This window comes from Streptomyces sp. NPDC054841 (genome assembly GCF_053611045.1).
This window is the reverse complement of sequence record NZ_JBSGZO010000083.1, coordinates 1-17,342: the sequence shown is the minus strand read 5'-3', so window position 1 is coordinate 17,342 and position 17,342 is coordinate 1. Positions and strand designations below refer to the sequence as shown.

At 71.1% G+C, this 17,342-nt stretch carries 16 protein-coding genes; 4 read left to right on the top strand and 12 right to left on the bottom strand.

Annotated elements, in window-relative coordinates:
• Window positions 1-75 precede the first annotated feature (75 nt).
• Together ACWGI8_RS14490 and ACWGI8_RS14485 are read left to right on the top strand one after the other, a co-directional pair.
• A complete protein-coding gene (locus ACWGI8_RS14490) occupies window positions 76-1,503 on the top strand; it encodes an endonuclease/exonuclease/phosphatase family protein (RefSeq protein ID WP_453660884.1) in 1,428 nt (475 codons plus the stop codon).
• 115 nt (window positions 1,504-1,618) lie between these two features.
• A complete protein-coding gene (locus ACWGI8_RS14485) occupies window positions 1,619-3,592 on the top strand; it encodes a phosphocholine-specific phospholipase C (RefSeq protein WP_453660883.1) in 1,974 nt (657 codons plus the stop codon).
• Window positions 3,593-3,708: 116 nt separating this feature from the next.
• Here ACWGI8_RS14485 and ACWGI8_RS14480 read toward each other — a convergent pair whose 3' ends face one another.
• The 6 genes from ACWGI8_RS14480 to mnmA all read right to left on the bottom strand — a co-directional run bounded on the left by ACWGI8_RS14480 (window position 3,709) and on the right by mnmA (window position 11,897).
• Window positions 3,709-5,841: a putative bifunctional diguanylate cyclase/phosphodiesterase gene (locus ACWGI8_RS14480; protein ID WP_453660881.1), complete on the bottom strand. Its 2,133-nt coding sequence runs from the start codon at window positions 5,839-5,841 to the stop codon at window positions 3,709-3,711.
• Window positions 5,842-6,081: 240 nt separating this feature from the next.
• Window positions 6,082-8,265, bottom strand: a complete 2,184-nt coding sequence (gene ligA, locus ACWGI8_RS14475; protein WP_453660879.1) for an NAD-dependent DNA ligase LigA — start codon at window positions 8,263-8,265, stop codon at window positions 6,082-6,084.
• A gap of 32 nt (window positions 8,266-8,297) precedes the next feature.
• Window positions 8,298-9,293 carry a methionine synthase gene (locus ACWGI8_RS14470; RefSeq protein ID WP_453660878.1) on the bottom strand — a complete coding sequence of 332 codons (996 nt, stop codon included), beginning with the start codon at window positions 9,291-9,293 and terminating at the stop codon, window positions 8,298-8,300.
• Window positions 9,290-9,979 (bottom strand): SDR family oxidoreductase, encoded by a 690-nt coding sequence (locus ACWGI8_RS14465; protein ID WP_453660877.1) that lies wholly within the window; start codon window positions 9,977-9,979, stop codon window positions 9,290-9,292. The genes ACWGI8_RS14470 and ACWGI8_RS14465 overlap by 4 nt, the downstream gene beginning before the upstream one ends.
• Window positions 9,980-9,995: 16 nt before the next feature.
• Window positions 9,996-10,535, bottom strand: a complete 540-nt coding sequence (locus ACWGI8_RS14460; protein WP_453660876.1) for an LOG family protein — start codon at window positions 10,533-10,535, stop codon at window positions 9,996-9,998.
• A gap of 225 nt (window positions 10,536-10,760) precedes the next feature.
• Complete coding sequence (gene mnmA, locus ACWGI8_RS14455) at window positions 10,761-11,897, bottom strand: tRNA 2-thiouridine(34) synthase MnmA (RefSeq protein WP_453660874.1); 1,137 nt, start codon at window positions 11,895-11,897, stop codon at window positions 10,761-10,763.
• Between the two features lie 61 nt (window positions 11,898-11,958).
• Here mnmA and ACWGI8_RS14450 point away from each other — a divergent pair, with 61 nt between their 5' ends.
• Entirely contained in the window at window positions 11,959-12,636 is a 678-nt protein-coding gene (locus ACWGI8_RS14450) for an N-acetylmuramoyl-L-alanine amidase (protein WP_453660894.1), read from the top strand.
• 75 nt (window positions 12,637-12,711) lie between these two features.
• On the opposite strand, the gene ACWGI8_RS14445 is transcribed toward ACWGI8_RS14450, so the two are convergent.
• The 3 genes from ACWGI8_RS14445 to ACWGI8_RS14435 form a co-directional block, all read right to left on the bottom strand.
• Window positions 12,712-13,875 carry a cysteine desulfurase family protein gene (locus tag ACWGI8_RS14445; protein ID WP_453660872.1) on the bottom strand — a complete coding sequence of 388 codons (1,164 nt, stop codon included), beginning with the start codon at window positions 13,873-13,875 and terminating at the stop codon, window positions 12,712-12,714.
• Between the two features lie 69 nt (window positions 13,876-13,944).
• Window positions 13,945-14,217: a DUF4190 domain-containing protein gene (locus ACWGI8_RS14440; protein WP_453660870.1), complete on the bottom strand. Its 273-nt coding sequence runs from the start codon at window positions 14,215-14,217 to the stop codon at window positions 13,945-13,947.
• A 17-nt stretch (window positions 14,218-14,234) separates the two neighbouring features.
• Window positions 14,235-14,393: a hypothetical protein gene (locus tag ACWGI8_RS14435; RefSeq protein ID WP_453660869.1), complete on the bottom strand. Its 159-nt coding sequence runs from the start codon at window positions 14,391-14,393 to the stop codon at window positions 14,235-14,237.
• Between the two features lie 93 nt (window positions 14,394-14,486).
• On the opposite strand from ACWGI8_RS14435, the gene ACWGI8_RS14430 reads away from it, so the two are divergent.
• Window positions 14,487-15,149 carry a TetR family transcriptional regulator gene (locus tag ACWGI8_RS14430; protein ID WP_453660867.1) on the top strand — a complete coding sequence of 221 codons (663 nt, stop codon included), beginning with the start codon at window positions 14,487-14,489 and terminating at the stop codon, window positions 15,147-15,149.
• Between the two features lie 238 nt (window positions 15,150-15,387).
• Here the strand turns inward: ACWGI8_RS14430 and ACWGI8_RS14425 are convergent, their stop codons facing one another.
• The 3 genes from ACWGI8_RS14425 to ACWGI8_RS14415 all read right to left on the bottom strand — a co-directional run bounded on the left by ACWGI8_RS14425 (window position 15,388) and on the right by ACWGI8_RS14415 (window position 17,292).
• A complete protein-coding gene (locus ACWGI8_RS14425; RefSeq protein ID WP_453660865.1) occupies window positions 15,388-15,576 on the bottom strand; it encodes a hypothetical protein in 189 nt (62 codons plus the stop codon).
• Between the two features lie 137 nt (window positions 15,577-15,713).
• The gene (locus ACWGI8_RS14420) at window positions 15,714-16,574 is read right to left on the bottom strand and encodes a thioesterase family protein (RefSeq protein WP_453660863.1); all 861 of its coding nucleotides are present in this window, start codon (window positions 16,572-16,574) and stop codon (window positions 15,714-15,716) included.
• A gap of 58 nt (window positions 16,575-16,632) precedes the next feature.
• A complete protein-coding gene (locus ACWGI8_RS14415; RefSeq protein WP_453660861.1) occupies window positions 16,633-17,292 on the bottom strand; it encodes a trimeric intracellular cation channel family protein in 660 nt (219 codons plus the stop codon).
• Between the last annotated feature and the right edge of the window lie 50 nt (window positions 17,293-17,342).

Here is a 17,342-nt window from a genome sequence, read left to right as displayed (position 1 = left end):
CTCACTGGCTCAAGTTGTCCGAACAACTTCTGGCGCCGGGGGTCCGCCTCCCGGGCGGAGAGGACCTTCAGTCCGGTGTCCCCACTCATAACCGCCGCCGCATCCGGCAACGCCCTGTCGTTGATCTCGCCCACGAGCCCGCGCGAGGGCGACCGGCTGACCTTCCGCTGGACCACCGACGCGCCCCACGCCAAGAACTGGATCGGGATCTACGACGGCGACCGCAAGCCGGGCGTCGGCTCCTCTCTGGTCTGGTCGTACGTCACCGAGGCGTCCGGCGACATCACCCTCGACACCACCGGCCTCGGCGAGGGCACGTACACGGCCTATCTGCTCGCCAAGGACGGGTACGGCATCCTCGCCAGGACCGATCCCTTCACCGTCGCGGTCAGGCCCCCCGTGACGCCCCCGCACTGTGTCGTCGACTCGCTCACGACCGGCGATGCCGCACCCGGCTCCCGGGTCTCCCTCGCGCTCGGTCCGCTGTGGATCCGTCCGCAGGGCAACGCCTCCGGCACCCCCGCCTTCCGGCGGCTGTCCGGGGATTCCTGGCTGGGCGTCTCCTCCGACGGCACGGTCAGCGGCACCGCTCCCGCCGGGCCCGCAGGACACCCGGCGCGGATCACCGTCGCCGTGAGGGACAGCGCGGGCGGGACCGACACCGTGACCGTGCAGGTCCCGGTCCGGGCGGCCTCGGCACGCGCCCGGCTGACGGTCGCCTCGCTGAACCTCTGGGAGGCGGGAAAGAACACCGGCGACAGCCACGAGAAGCTGCTGCGGCTGATCCTCGCCCAGGGACTCGACGCCGTGGCCCTCCATGAGACCGGCGGCACCGCTGCCGGGCCGCTCGCCGACGCGCTGGGGTGGCACGCCCACGACATCCCGGCCGGGGTCGGGCTGATCAGCCGCTTCCCGCTCGCCGCCCCCTCGGCGCCGCTGGCGGACCTGCCGGCGCTGGCGGCAACCCTCCGGTTGCCGGGCGGCCGCGGCGTACGGCTGTGGGCGGCGCAGCTCGACGAGGCCGCGTACGGGCCGTACGCCCTCAAGGAGGGCCGTACCCCTGCCGAGGTCGAGGCCGCCGAGCTGAAGACCGTCCGCTACCAGCAGGCGGGCATGCTGCTCGCCGCGATGAAGTCCGACCTCGCGGCGTCCCGTACGACGCCGGTGGTTCTCGCGGCCGGGCTCGCCTCCCCCTCGCACCTCGACCGCAAGGGCCGGGGCGCGGTCCGCTGGCCGGTCACCGCGGCTCTCGCCAAGGCCGGGCTGAACGACGCCTTCCGGGACGAGCACCCGAACGTCTCGCGCGAGCCGGGCGTCACGTGGTCGCCTGTGCGCCCCGGCGAGCCGCAGGACCGGATCGACCAGGTCCAGTACGCCGGGCCGCTGCGGGTCGAGGGCGCGTACACGCTCTGCACCGGCTGGCCCGTGCCGGTCCCGGACGCCGCAGGCAACGGCTGGCCTTCCGACCACGCAGCCCCGACCGTCGCCTTCTCGCTCCGCTGAACGACTCCCTCCGGGCCGTTCCACCGGTCCGATCCCGCCGGACCGCTCCGGCGAGCTACCACCGCCGCCGCCACACGCCTGAACGCTGAACGCTGAACCGAAGGGCTCCCACGCCATGACTCCGCTGAGCCGCCGCGCCTTCGTCGGCGCGTCCGCCGCGACCGCCGCCGCTGCCGCCGTCGGTCTTCCCGAGGCGGACGCCTCGGCCGCCGCCAGACCCCGCGGGTCCGTCAAGGACGTGAAGCACGTGGTGATCCTGATGCAGGAGAACCGCAGCTTCGACCACTACTTCGGCACCCTGAACGGTGTCCGGGGCTTCGACGACCGGCAGGCACTGACCTTCCCGAACGGCGACTCCGTCTTCAGGCAGCCCGCCGCCGGCCGCTCCGACGGCTTCATGCTGCCGTACCGCATGGACACGACGAAGTACAACGCCCAGAACGCGTCCGGCCTCCCGCACGACTGGGGCACGGGCCACACCGCCATCAACGGCGGCGCGATGAACAAGTGGGTCGCCTCCAAGGGCGAGCGCACCATGGGCTACTTCACCCGCGACGACATCCCGTATCAGTTCGCCCTCGCCGACGAGTTCACCATCTGCGACGCGTACTTCTGTTCTCAGGCGGGCCCGACCGACCCCAACCGGCTGTATCTGTGGTCGGGCAGCTGCGGCCCCGGCAAGGACGGCACGACCGGCCCGTGGACCGACAACACTCCGGTCACCGACAACCCGGTCGCGGACTGGACGACGTACGCCGAACGGCTCGAGGACGCCGGGGTCAGCTGGCGCGTCTACCACAACCCGTCGAAGGACGAGCGGTACGGCGACTACGACGACAACGGGCTCTCGTACTTCGGCCAGTTCCACAAGTTCCCGAAGGACGACCCGCGTTACATCAACGCGATGACCAAGTTCGATCTGACCGCCTTCGACGAGCACTGCAAGGACGGCACGCTGCCGACGGTCTCCTGGCTGGTGGCGCCGTACCTGTTCTGCGAGCACCCTGAGGCGGGACCGAACTACGGCGCCCACTGGGTCAACACCGCGCTGCAGTCGCTGTTCTCCAACCCGGACGTGTGGAAGCACACCGTCTTCCTGCTGATGTACGACGAGAACGACGGTTACTTCGACCACGTCCTGCCGCCGGTCCCGGAGCCGGGCACTCCGGAGGAGTTCGCGGAGGGCCGGCCGATCGGGCTCGGCAACCGGGTCCCGCTGTGGGCGGTCTCCCCCTGGTCGCGCGGCGGTTACGTCAATTCCCAGGTCTTCGACCACACCTCGGTGGTGCGGTTCCTGGAGGTCGTGACCGGTGTGCGGGAGCCCAACATCTCGGACTGGCGCCGGGCCGTCTGCGGCGACCTGACGACGTGCTTCGACTTCAGCTCGCCGGACTACTCGATTCCGTGGCTGCCGGACACGGCCGAACTCATGGCGAAGGCGGACGCGGGCAACGCCCTTCCCGCGGTGAAGCTGCCGCCGAGCGGCGGGCAGTCGATGCCCACGCAGGAGCCCGGCGCCCGGCCGCACCGCGCGCTGCCGTACCGTCCTTGGGCCGACGTGACAGTGGACCGGGAGACCGGAAAAGTCGTCTGCACCCTCGCCAACCACGGCACGGAGACATTCCACTTCACCGTGCTGCCGAATGCGATCAAGCCGTTCACGGGCACGCCGTTCACCGTCGCCCCGGGCGCCTCGAAGACGTACACCTGGGACACCTCTCAGACCGATGGCCGGTACGACTTCACCGTGATGGGCGCGGACGGCTTCGTACGCCGCTTCTCCGGCACGGTCGTACGCAAGGGGCGCGAGGCGGGCGCCCCCGTGCCGTCGGTGACGGCTTCGCTGCACGGCCGCCGTCCCGAACGGGCCACGCTGGAGCTGCGGTTCACCAATCAGGGCGCCACGCAGGTCTCCTTCACCGTCACTCCGGACGGCGATCCGAAGGCGGCCCGTACGGTGTGGGTGGGGCCGGGTGACCGGTCCTCGGTGAGCTTGCAGGTACGCGACGGACGCTACGACCTGGAGGTGACGGCGGCGAGCGGAACCCGTTTCAGGCAGCGCTACGCGGGAACGGTGCACGCCGGCTGACCGCCGTCCCCACCGGGACCTCCCGGTACACCGGGACTCCCTGGCCTACCGGGCCTCCTGGTGCACCCGGGACTCCCCGGCCTACCGGGACCTCCCGGTCCACCGGGACTCCCCGGTCACTGCACGACCTGGCCGGACGGGCTGTCGGCTTCCACGGTGGAGCCGGCGGGGAGCTCCGCGGCGGGGCGGCGCCAGCCGTGCTCGCCGCGGGCCCTCAGCCAGGCCGTGGTCTCCTGTGGGGGCATCGCCGCGGCGACGAGCCAGCCCTGGACCGCGTCGCAGCCAAGGTCACGCAGCCGCTCCCAGGTCTCGTCGTCCTCGACACCCTCCGCGACCACGAGTAGCCCGAGCGAGTGGGCGAGGTCGACGGTGCAGCGGACGATCTCGGCGTCCTCGTTGTCGACCGCCAGCCGGGCCACGAACGACCGGTCGATCTTCAGCTCGCTGACGGGCAGCCGGCGCAGATGGACGAGCGACGAGTACCCCGTACCGAAGTCGTCCAGTGACATTTTCACGCCGTGAGCGGTCAGCCCGGCGAGCGTGTCGGCGGCGCGCTGCGGATCCTCCAGCAGCACGTGCTCCGTTATCTCCAGCTGCAGCGCCCCGGCCGGGACGCCGTGCCGGGCGAGCCGGGCCGCGACCGCGCCCGCGAAGCCCGGAGTGTGGACGTCACGCGGCGACACGTTGACCGCGACCGGTACGAAGAGGCCCTGGGCGCGCCATTTGGCGACCTGGCCGAGGGCCATCTCCAGGACGTACTCCGTCAGATGGGGCATCAGCCCGGAGGACTCGGCGATGGCGATGAACTCGTCGGGAGGGACCCGGCCGCGCTCCGGGTGCACCCAGCGCACCAGCGCCTCAAGACCCGCGACATGACCGTCGAAGCCGACCTTGGGCTGGTAATGCAGCTCCACATCGCCCGCGTCCAGCGCCCGGCGCAGATCGCCGAGCAGTCCGAGCCTGTCCGGTGTGTTCGAATCGCGTTTGGATTCGTACACCTCGACACCCGTGCGATCGCGCTTGGCCTGGTACATCGCCACATCGGCGCGCCTGAGCAGCCCTTCGGCGTCCAGAGCGTGGTCGGGGAAGACAGCGAGACCGGCGCTCGCCTCCAGGACGAGTGTCAGTCCGTCGAGGTCGAGGGGCGAGGAGAGCTCGGCGACGAGATGGCGGGCCACGCGCTGGGCGCTGGTGGTGGAGTCGGCCCTCGGCAGGAGCACGGCGAACTCGTCGCCGCCGAGCCGCGTGGCCTCCGCGCCCCGCGGCAGCGCCAGCTTGAGCCGTTCGGCTATCTGGAGGAGCAGCCGGTCACCCGCGAGATGTCCGAGGGTGTCATTGACCGAACGGAAACGGTCGAGGTCGATCAGAACGAGAGCGGACCGGGCACCGACACCCTCGGCCTCCTCCAGCGCCGCCCAGGTGCGCTCCAGCAGCCACTGACGGTTGGGCAGTCCGGTGAGCGGGTCGCGCAGCTGCTCCTCGGCCCGGGCGCGGGCGATCCACAGCGTGGAGTCGAGGGCGATCAGCGGCACCGCGAACAGCGGCAGCAGGATCGGCAGGGCGGTCGCGACCACGCAGATCAGCGGGGCGATGCCGAACAGTGCGACCGCGACAAGCCCCTGACGCAGCAGGGCCGTACGGGCGACGGTGGGCAGTCCGCCGCCCTGCAGTGCCAGCGCGTACCAGAGCAGCACACGGGTCACACCGAGATACGCCGCTGCCGCGAGCACCACCTCGGGGACGGCGTCGAACCCCCATTCCAGGGGCTGCCACGGCTGTTCGACCGTCGGCGCCTCGCCGAACACGAAGAGGACCAGCGCGGCGGCACCGATGCCCAGGATGTCGGCCGCGCCGTGCAGAACGCCCTGCCTCCAGCGGTGCCGGCGGGCGGTGCCGACGAGCACCACGACGGCCAGGCTGACCAGGCCTGCGGGCACCCAGCCGTACAGCAGCAGTACGGCGACGGTGAGGGCGGCACCGGAGCCGGTGCCGCCCCACCAGCGGTCGCGGCCGAGCGCGACCAGATGGCCGACGATGATGCCGGTGAGCACGGCGAGGGACCAGCCCTCGGTGCCGCCGGGGAACAGCGCGTCTCCGTCCCGTAGGGCCATGAACAGACCGGTCGCCAGCACGAGGGCGGCGAGTCCCGTCACGACGAAGGGCAGCGTCGAGGCGACGCCCGCGACGAACGCGAACCTCGCGATGCCACGGGGCCGTGAGACCGGGGCGGCACTCTCGGTCGGTTTCATTCCGTCCCTCTCACAGCCGGCGGTGCCGATGCCACGCGGTGGCCTCTGCTGTCATGCCAACACGGCTGGAACCTCACCACGCAGGCAGGCACGACAGGCGCACACCTCAACAGTAGGCCGCAGATGGCTCTGACGGGCAGCGCTCTACAGCTCTTGCCCGAATGCGACCCAGCCACCCTTATCCATCTGGTATGCGCCAAACGGGTGACCCTCGTAGGGAGTTCAGCTCGCGCATTCGTGCTATTCCGTGACCGGAACCGCGGCGTCGCGAGCGGCGTCCGGGCCCTGTTCAAGCAGGACAGCGAAGCCTTCCTCGTCCAGTACAGGCACCTTCAGCTGCATGGCCTTGTCGTACTTCGAACCGGGGTTGTCACCCACCACCACGAATCCGGTCTTCTTCGAAACGGAACCCGTCACTTTCGCGCCGAGGCTCTGTAGCGCTTCTTTTGCGCCATCCCTCGTGTGGTTCTGCAGCGTTCCGGTGACAACGACGGTGAGGCCTTCCAGCGGTCGCGGCCCTTCGTCCTCACCGGCGCCCTCCTCCTCCATCCGGACGCCCGCAGCCCGCCACTTGCGCAGGATCTCCCGGTGCCAGTCCTCCTCGAACCACTGCTTGAGCGAGGCCGCGATGGTCGGCCCGACGCCCTCGACGGCTGCCAGCTCCTCCTCGGTGGCCTGTTCGATCCGTTCGATGGACCGGAATTCGCGGGCGAGGGCCTCGGCCGCCACCGGTCCGACATGGCGGATGGAGAGACCGGTGATGATGCGGGCGAGCGGGCGCTCCTTGGCCGCCGCGACGTTCTCCAGCATCGTCAGGGTGTTCTTCTTCGGCTCGCCCTGCTGGTTGGCGAAGACCGTGACGATCTTCTCCTCGCCGGTCTTGGGGTCACGCTTGGGCAGTCCGCTGTCCTGGTCGAGCACATACGCCTTGATGGGCAGCAGCTGGCCGACGGTCAGATCGAACAGATCACCCTCGTCCACCAGCGGCGGGTCGGCGGGCTCCAGCGGCTTGGTCAGCGCCGCGGCCGCCACATAGCCGAACGCCTCGATGTCCAGGCACTTGCGGCCCGCGAGATAGAAGAGGCGCTCACGCAACTGGGCCGGGCAGGTGCGGGCGTTGGGGCAGCGGAGGTCGATGTCGCCCTCCTTCATGGGCCGCAGCGCCGTGCCGCACTCGGGGCAATCGGCCGGCATCACGAACTCCTGCTCGCTGCCGTCCCGCAGATCGACGACCGGCCCGAGGATCTCCGGGATGACGTCGCCGGCCTTGCGGAGCACCACCGTGTCGCCGATGAGGACGCCCTTGGCCTTCACCACGTCCTGGTTGTGCAGCGTGGCGAACTCGACCTCGGAGCCCGCGACCGTGACCGGCTCCACCTGCGCGTAGGGAGTGACACGGCCCGTGCGGCCCACGCCCACCCGGATGTTGACCAGCTTGGTGTTGACCTCCTCCGGCGCGTACTTCCACGCGATGGCCCAGCGGGGCGCCCGCGAGGTCGAGCCGAGGCGGCCCTGGAGCGGGATCTCGTCGAGCTTGACGACGACGCCGTCGATCTCGTGCTCCACGGAGTGGCGATTCTCACCGAAGTACGCGATGAACTCGCGGACCTCGTCGAGCGACTTCACCACCTTGTTGTGCCGGGCGGTCGGCAGGCCCCATTCGCGGAGCAGCTCGTACGCCTGCGAGAGCCGGTCGATCACCAGGCCGTCGCGCGCGCCGATGCCGTGCACCACCATGTGCAGCGGAAGGGTCGCCGTGACCCGGGGGTCCTTCTGCCGCAGCGAACCCGAGGCGGAGTTACGGGGGTTGGCATACGGCTGCTCGCCGGACGCCACCCGGCGTGCGTTGAGCTCCTCGAAGGCCTCCATCGGGAAGTAGACCTCGCCGCGGATCTCGACGAGATCCGGGACACGGTCACCGCTCAGCCGGTCCGGAATGTCCGCGATCGTCCGCACGTTCGGGGTGATGTCCTCGCCGGTGCGGCCGTCGCCACGGGTCGCGGCCCGGGTCAGACGGCCCTTCTCGTAGGTCAGATTGACCGCGAGGCCGTCGACCTTCAGCTCGCACAGGAAGTGGTACTCCGACGTCCCGACCTCTTTGGCGATGCGGTCCGCCCAGGCAGCCAGCTCAGCCTCGTCGAAGGCGTTGTCGAGCGAGAGCATCCGCTCGCGGTGGTCGACCTTGGCGAGCTCCGTCTCGTACGCCCCCGCGACCTTCTGGGTCGGCGAGTCGGGCGTGCGCAGCTCCGGATACTCCTCCTCCAGCGCCTCGAGCGACCGCAGCAGTTTGTCGAACTCGGCGTCGCTGATGACCGGCTGGTCCTTCACGTAGTACCGGAAGCGGTGCTCCTCGACCTGCTCGGCCAGCTGGGCATGCTCCTCCCGTGCCTCGGCGGGCACCGGCCCCTGCTGTTCGACAGCCACCTTCGTCCTCCGTTACCTCAGCCCTCAGTCCATTACTCAGGGTTGTCCGCGAGCGATCTCGCCGCCCGGACACAGTGCGCGAGAGCCGCGCGCGCGTAGGCAGGCGAAGCACCCGCCAGCCCGCATGACGGGGTGACCACCACGGACTCGGCGAGAGTCCCCGGATTCAGCCCCAGCCTGCGCCACAACGTCCTGACACCCATGACGCTACCGGCAGGGTCCGACAATGGACCGTCGGTGGATGCCACGACTCCCGCGAAGAGCTTCGTGCCGCCCTCCACGGCCTCGCCGATCGCCTCCTCGTCACGCTCGGTGAGCAGGCCGAAATCGAACGAGATGCCCGCGGCTCCCGCCCGGCGCAGCAGTGCGAACGGCACGTCAGGCGCGCAGGAATGCACGGTCACCGGCCCGTCGGCGACGCCCGTCACGTCCCGCAGCGCGCTCTCGACGATCTGCCGGTCGACGGCGCGGTGGGTCCGGTATCCGCTGGCGGTCCTGACCTGACCACGCAGGACAGACGTCAGGGACGGCTCGTCGAGCTGCAGCACCACCTGGGCGCCGGGGACACGCCGCCGCACCTCCGCGAGATGGGTACGCAGGCCCTCGGCGAACGAGGCGACGAGGTCACGGCACGCGCCGGGGTCCGCCAGGGCGGCCTCGCCGTTCCTCAGCTCCAGGGCGGCCGCGAGCGTCCACGGGCCGACGGCCTGGACCTTCAGCGGCCCCTCGTACCCCTGGGTGAACTCCTCCAGGGCGTCCAGGTCCTCCCCGAGCCAGGACCTGGCGCGCCGGGTGTCCCGGCCCGGCCGGTCGCTCACGCGCCAGCCGCTGGGCTCGACGTGCGCGTACATCTCGACGAGCAGGCCGATGGTCCGCCCGATCATGTCGGCGCCGGGCCCGCGGGCCGGCAGCTCGGGCAGGTACGGGAAGTCCTCGAAGGACCCGGTGACGGTCTTGGCCGCCTCGCGCGCGTCGCCGCCGGGCATGGAGCCGACCCCGGTCGCGGGCCCCCAGACGTAGTCGCTCATCGCCCCGGCCGGACCGTCAAGTCGTTGACCTCCGCGTCGCGCGGGAGGTCCAGGGCCATCAGGATCGTCGTCGCGACCGACCCCGGATCGATCCACTTCGACGCGTCGTACTCCTTGCCCTCCTGCTGATGCACCTTGGCCTGCATGGGGCTGGCCGTCCGGCCCGGGTAGACGGAGGTGACCCGCACTCCGTTGGCCTTCTCCTCCTGCCGCAGCGAGTCGGCGAGCGCCTTCAGGCCGTGCTTGGAGGCGGCGTACGCGCCCCACTCGGCATGCGCGTTGAGACCAGCGCCGGAGTTGACGAAGACCACCGTGCCCTGGGACACCCGGAGTTGGGGCAGGACCAGCCGGGTCAGCTCCGCAGGCGCCACCAGATTCACGTTGAGCTGGGCCTGCCAGGTCTTCGGCGTGAGATCGCCGACCCGGCCCAGGTCCACGATGCCCGCGATGTGCAGCAGCGAGTCGAGGCGCTCGGGCATGGTCTGGTGGGAGAACGCCCAGGAGAGCCGGTCGGGCGTGCCGAGATCGCCGACGAGGGTGCGAGAGCCCGGATAGGCCGCGGCGAGCTCCTTGGCGCGCCCGGCGTCGCGGGCCAGCAGGACGAGCTCGTCGCCTCGCTCGTGCAGCCTGCGCGCGACGGCCGCGCCGATGCCGGAGCCCGCTCCGGTGATCAGATGTGTAGCCATGCCAGCAATGCTCGCACTACTGGATACCTGCCGACTCCTCGAGGTAGGCGAGCGCCCCGACGCCATCGTCGGCGAAGAAGACCAGGTCGGCGAGGGGAAGGGGCAGGAAGCCCTCGTCCTCCATACGTCGGAACTGCTGCTTCAGGCCGTCGTAGAACCCCGCCGTGTTGAGCAGCACCACCGGCTTGGTCGTCCTGCCGTGCTTCTTCAGCTCCAGGATCTCGGTCGCCTCGTCCAGCGTGCCCGTACCCCCGACCATGATCACGACCGCGTCGGACCTGGCCAGCAGCAGTGCCTTGCGCTCGGCGAGGTCCCGGGCGATCACCATCTCGTCGGCGCCCGGCCTGACCTTGTCCGCGAGGAACTCCACCGAGACACCTATGAGGCGTCCGCCCGCCTCCTGCACACCGTCCGCGACGATCTTCATCAGACCGACGTCGGAGCCTCCCCAGACCAGGGTGTGGCCGCCCTTGCCGAGCAGCTCGGCGAACTCGCGCGCGGGCCGGGTGTAGCGGTCGTCGAGGTCTGCGGCGGAGAGGAAGACGCAAATGTTCATGCGGCCACGGTACGGGCAGCCTCTGACAATGCCCCTTGCGGCCGGAGCGGGAGAGATCCTGGGGAAATACCGTCCGCCGCCGATGAGTTCGGGAGGCGACACCGGTCCGGGAGCCATGGACAGCCCGAACCCGACGATGAGCAGGATCCGTGGGACGGCGATGCCGAAGGACAGCGCCGCCCCCGCCGCGCTGCATGTGCCGGCGCCGGTGCCGGTGCCGGAGGACTACTTCGCGGCGTGGCCCGCCGTCGCGTGCCGCGCCGTCGTGGCGATCGTCGCCGAGCCCACCACGCGCGTGCCGTCGTACAGGACGATCGCCTGGCCGGGCGCCACGCCACGGACCGGCTCCGTGAAGGTGACGCGGAGCTCCGAGCCGTCGACGAGCTCGGCCGTCGCCTCGGTCTCGCCGCCGTGGGCGCGGAGCTGCGCCGTGTACGTACCGGGGCCGGAGGGGGCCGTTCCGCACCAGCGGGGCTTGATCGCGGTGAGTGCGCCGACCTCGAGGGCCTCGGCGGGGCCCACCGTCACCGTGTTGTTGACGGGTGAGATGTCCAGGACGTAGCGCGGCTTGCCGTCGGGGGCGGGGTGGCCGATGCGCAGCCCCTTGCGCTGGCCGATGGTGAAGCCGTACGCGCCGTCGTGGGTGCCCAGCTTCGCGCCGGACTCGTCGACGATGTCGCCCTCCGACTTGCCGAGGCGGGAGGCGAGGAACCCCTGGGTGTCACCGTCGGCGATGAAGCAGATGTCGTGACTGTCGGGCTTCTTCGCCACCGCGAGGCCGCGACGCTCGGCCTCCGCGCGGATCTCGTCCTTGGTGGTGAGGGTGTCGCCGAGCGGGAACATCGCGTGGGCGAGCTGCTTCTCGTCCAGCACACCGAGGACGTACGACTGGTCCTTGGCCATGTCGCTGGCCCGGTGCAGCTCGCGGGTGCCGTTGTCCCGTACGACCACCGTCGCGTAGTGACCCGTGCACACCGCGTCGAAGCCCAGGGCCAGGGCCTTGTCCAGCAGGGCGGCGAACTTGATCTTCTCGTTGCACCGCAGGCACGGGTTCGGGGTGCGGCCCGCCTCGTACTCCGCGATGAAGTCCTCCACGACGTCCTCGCGAAACCGCTCTGCGAGGTCCCAGACGTAGAAGGGGATGCCGATGACGTCCGCGGCGCGGCGGGCGTCGCGCGAGTCCTCGATGGTGCAGCAGCCGCGCGCGCCGGTACGGAACGACTGCGGGTTCGCCGAGAGCGCCAGGTGCACCCCGGTGACATCGTGCCCGGCTTCGGCGGCGCGGGCTGCGGCGACAGCGGAGTCCACACCGCCGGACATGGCGGCGAGTACACGGAGGGGGCGCTGGGGTGTCTGAGTCATAGCCCTACCAGAGTACGGGGCGGCGGGAACCGTAGGCCTGCGAGTGGACGTTCTGGAGATCATGGGGAGCGAAGAGGGGCGGCGCGGCATCGGCCGGCGGACCGTGCTGATCGGCGGCGGAGCCGTGCTCGTCGGGGCGGGTGTGGTGGCCCGGGACGAGCTGAGTCGGCTCTGGTGGCGGCTGCCGGGCATGGAGAAGAAGCGCGTGGAGGGTGAGCTGGACCATGCGGGCGCGGTGTGGACGGCGGCCGCCCGGGCGAACTGGCGGCGCGCGGACCGGCCCGCGGACTACACGATCGACCGGGTCGTGATCCATGTCGTCCAGGGCAGCTATCCGACCGCGCTGAAGGTCTTCAAGGACCCCGGGCACGGTGCCGCCGCGCACTATGTGGTGGGCAAGGACGGGCGCATCGCCCAGATGATCCGCGAGCTCGACGTCGCCTTCCACGCCGGGAACCGGGATGTGAACGAGCGGAGCATCGGCATAGAGCACGAAGGCTTCGTCGACCGGCCGCAGGACTTCACGGACGCGATGTACGCGGCGTCGGCCCGGCTGACCGCGGGGATATGCGAGCGGTACGGGATACCGGTCGACCGGGAGCACATCATCGGCCATGTCGAGGTGCCGGGCACGGACCACACCGACCCCGGTCCGCACTGGAACTGGGACCGGTACATACGACTGGTACGGGAGGCCGCGGCCGCCCCTCCGAAGCCCAGCACGACGACCGCCGGCTGAGTCCCGCCGGGGAAGCCCTGCCGCCGGCCCAGGTCCGGCCGCCGGCCGGGCCCTGCCGCCCGGCGAGCCCTGCTGTCAGCTGAGCCCTGCCGTACGGGCCCGCTCGACCGCCGGGCCGATCACCTTCGCGACGGCCTCCACATCCTCCTCGGTGGAGGTGTGGCCGAGGCTGAAGCGGAGCGTGCCGCGGGCCAGGTCCGGATCGGTGCCGGTGGCGAGCAGGACATGGCTGGGCTGGGCGATGCCGGCCGTGCACGCGGAGCCGGTGGAGCACTCGATGCCCTGCGCGTCCAGGAGCAGGAGCAGCGAGTCGCCCTCACAACCGGGGAACGTGAAATGGGCGTTGGCCGGGAGCCGGTTCTCGGGGTCGCCGCCGAGGATCGCGTCCGGTACGGAGGTCCGTACGGCATCGACGAGCTTGTCGCGCAGTCCGCCGATCTCGCGGGCGAAGTCCGCACGGCGCTCGGCGGCGAGCCGCCCCGCCACGGCGAAGGCGGCGACGGCGGGGACATCGAGGGTCCCGGAGCGTACGTGACGCTCCTGGCCGCCGCCGTGCAGGACGGGCACCGGGCTGTACTCGCGGCCGAGCAGCAGCGCGCCGATGCCGTAGGGGCCGCCGATCTTGTGGCTGCTCACGGTCATCGCGGCGAGACCGGACGCGCCGAAGTCGACGTCGAGCTGGCCGAAGGCCTGGACCGCGTCGGAGTGCAGCGGAATGCCGAACTCCGCGGCTGCCGCGGCCAGTTCGCGGACCGGCATGACGGTGCCGATCTCGTTGTTGGCCCACATCACGGTGGCGAACGCCACATCGTCCGGGTCGCGTTCGATGGCCTCGCGCAGCACCTCGGGGTGGACGCGTCCGTACCCGTCGACGGGCAGATACTCGACTTTCGCGCCCTCGTGCTCGCCGAGCCAGTGCACGGCGTCGAGGACGGCGTGGTGCTCGACGGGGCTGGCCAGAATGCGGATGCGGCGCGCGTCGGCGGCGCGGCGGGCCCAGTACAGGCCCTTCACGGCGAGGTTGTCGGCCTCGGTGCCGCCGGAGGTGAGGACGACCTCGCTGGGGCGCGCCCCGAGCGCCTCGGCGAGGGTCTCGCGGGCCTCCTCGACGGTACGGCGGGCCCGCCGGCCCGCGGCGTGCAACGACGAGGCGTTGCCGGTGACGGCGAGCTGGGCAGTCATCGCCTCGATCGCCTCCGGAATCATCGGAGTGGTCGCGGCGTGGTCGAGGTAGGCCATGGTGAACACGATTCTACGAGCCGCCCGGCGGCCGGCTTCCGCCCCGGGTGGCCAGTACCGCCCAGCCGGTCAGCCGGCCAGGTTCCAGGTGACCATGCCACTGCCGGTGACGAGCGTGACGAGGACGACGAGGTCGGCGACGCCGAGAGCCAGGCCGAGCAGGGCGCGTCCGCGCCGGGCGGTGCCACGCCACAGGGCGAGGCCGGCCAGGACGATGGCGACGGGTCCGAGCACGGCGTTCATCACGAGCAGTCCGACCAGGCCGAGCACGAACGACGCGACGGCCATGCCGTCGGCGTCGCGCGTTCCGGTGAAGCGGCGGGCGGGGGTGGCGAGTTCCATGGTTCCCTTCCTCGGAGTCACCGGGCCGCGCGGCGCGCGAGACGTTCACGCACGGCGAACCCGAGCAGCCAGGCGCCGATGACGGCGGCGGCCACGGTGGACGCGGACAGCGGGATCTGGGCCACGGCGCCCAGGACGATGCCCAGTAAAGCGACAGCGGCGACGAGGGCGATCATGTTCGTTTCCTCCCCTTCATTCGGAGTACGAGTGTTAACTGACTTCCCAGTCTAGTCTTCCGAATACCAGAGAACGGTTGTTTACTGAATGGCATGAGTCACACTGTCGGCATCCGCCAGGCCCAGAAGTTGAAAACCCGTCAGGCCCTCCTGGACGCGGCCCTCGGGCTGCTGGAGCACCAGAGCCTGAGCAGCCTCGGACTGCGCGAGGTGACACGGGCCGTCGGGGTGGCGCCGACCGCGTTCTACCGGCATTTCGCGGACCTGCCGGAGCTCGGCGTGGCGCTGGTCGAGGAGACGCTGGGCAGTCTGCACGGAATGATCGGCGAGATCCTCGCGGATACCGGCGACAGTGAGGTACGGATCGACCGCACCGTGGACCTCATCGCCCGCCATGTCCGTGAGCAGCCCGCCCACTTCCGCTTCATCGCACGCGAGCGGCACGGCGGGGTGGCTCCGGTGCGCGCGGCCATCGCGGCCCAACTCCACCGCTTCACGGAAGAGGTGGCGGCGGCACTCGCCCGCGAGCCGGCGTCGGAGGGCTGGAGCGAGGAGGACCTGCGGATGCTGGCCGGGGTCTATGTCGAGCACATGGTGATGACCGCGTCGGCGTTCCTGTCGGCGCAGGAGCCCGGGCCGCCCGGCTCTCCGGGCGAGCCCGACGAGCAGCAGGTCGCGCGCACGGCCCGAAACCGCCTGCGCCTGGTCTCACTGGGCCGCCGCCACTGGCCGCAGGCCCGCTCCCGTACGGACTGAGCCGCGCGCGTCGGCGTCACCGCAAACATCATCACTGTCAGGGGTCGGCGGGCCGACCTTCGCCGGCCATGAACCGCCACACCAGGCCGTGCCCCATGGCGAGGGACGGCGGTGCAGAGGGACGGCGGTACAGCAGTACGGCCGAGTGCGGTCCGGGGAAGTGCACCGCCCGGTCCGCGACGGCCGAGCCCTTGCCCTGCCGGGTCGCCGGATCGCCGGATCGCCGCCTGGACGGAGGTCAGTTCGCGTACAGGCCGGCCACCCCCTCCGCCACCTCGGCCAGTTCCGCGCGGGCCTGGGGCGGCGCGAGGATCTCCAGACGGTCGCCGAAGGCGAGCAGACCGCGGACCGCGGGGAGCACGGGCAGGGCGAGTTCGACGGTGACCCAGTCGCCGTCGAGCCCCGGCTGCGCGGTGAGGGGGTGCATGACGGTGGGGCACGAGGGCCTTTCTGTCGCCGGGCGTAGATGTCGCAATCCACACCAGGCCAGAAGACCCTCACCCATTTCAAGATCCCTCAGTCGAGACCTGCCTCACCCGTCCACAGCCTCCCGGGACAGAACGCCTAGCTCCGCGTCCGCGGCGCCTTCGCCAGTTGGCGGGACTGGGCGACCAGGCGGTCGGCGCTGTCCCAGACCTCGGCGTCCTCCTCCAGGAAGCCTCCCGCGAGGTTGCGCGTCGTGACGGCGACGCGCAGCGGGCCCGGCGCCGGGCGGCAGCGGATGTGGATGGTGAGTTCCACGGTGGGGGTCCAGCCCTTGAGGCCCAGCTCGAAGGAGGTCGGCGGCAGCGCGTCGACCGTCAGCAGAAGGGAGAGCGGGTCGGCGTCGCGGCCGTCGGCGAGGCCGAACCAGCCGCGCATCTCGCCCTTGCCGGACGGCGCGCCGACGGCCCAGCCGATGGTCGCCGGGTCGAGCTTGATGGTCAGCCGCTCCGTGATCGCGGAGGAGCCGGGGATCGGCGCGGGGCCGTCGGACGGGCCGAGGCAGTGCTCGTACGGCGGGATGGCCGGCGGCGTCGCGGTCGTACGGACGTCGTCGGGCAGCCGGTCCAGGTCGCCGTACGTGGCGAGGACACGGATGCGCTCGACCTCGGTGCCGTCCTCCGCGTACTGGAAGAGGGAGGCCTGACCGGTGGAGAGGGTGCGTCCGGCGCGGATGATCTCGGTGCGGACCACGGCGGGGCCGGGCGCCGAGGGGCTGAGGTAGTGCGCCGAGACCGAGAACGGGTCGGGGTGCGGCAGCGCCTCGCCGAGGGCGCGGCCGAGGAGCGCCAGCAGATATCCGCCGTTGACGGCGCTGATGATCGTCCAGCCCGCGGAGAGGTCCGCGTCGTAGACGCCGGGTACGTCCGGGTCCCGGAGAGTGACAGCGGTATCGCGGTCGAACTCGCTGTTGCCGATGGTTGCCTGTGCCACCTGTGCCATGCCTGAACCGTACAGCAGGAAACTACTAAGCGGTAGCTTTGGCTCGATTACAGGATTCTCACGCTTCCTCGGCGGCGGCCGAGCGACGGTTCCAGGCGCGGGGCGCGCGCCAGTGGAGGCGCATCGCGAGCAGGCGGAGGAGGAACGCGGTCACCACGGCGAGTCCGCTGGTGAGCGCGTTCAGCACGTCGAAGCGGATGCAGAGGACGACCATCGTGGCACCGACGATGGCGGGGACGGCGTACAGATCGCGGTCCCAGCGCAGCAGCGACGGCACCTCGTTGGCGAGTATGTCGCGCAGGACGCCGCCGCCGACGGCGGTGGCGAGGCCGAGGGTCGCCGAGGCGGTCAGACCCAGGCCGTACTCGTACGCCTTGGTCGTCCCGGTGACGGCGAAGAGGCCGAGGCCGGCGGCGTCGAAGACGTTGACCGAGCCCTGGATGCGCTCGACCTCGGGGTGCAGGAAGAAGACGAGTGCGGCCGCGACGAGCGGCATCACGAAGTACCCCAGATCCGTGAACGCGGCCGGCGGTACGCCCCCGATGACCAGATCACGGAACAGGCCACCGCCCAGCGCAGTGGCCTCGGCGAGGACGGCGATGCCGAAGACGTCGAAGTTCTTGCGTACGGCGAGGAGTGCGCCGGAGATCGCGAAGACGAAGATCCCGACGAGGTCGAGCGCATGCTGAACGGAGGGCGTGAACAGTTCGTGGAGCACCGCCCAATTGTGCCGCCTCCCCGTCGGGGGCCTGGCACGCCCCCGGGGAG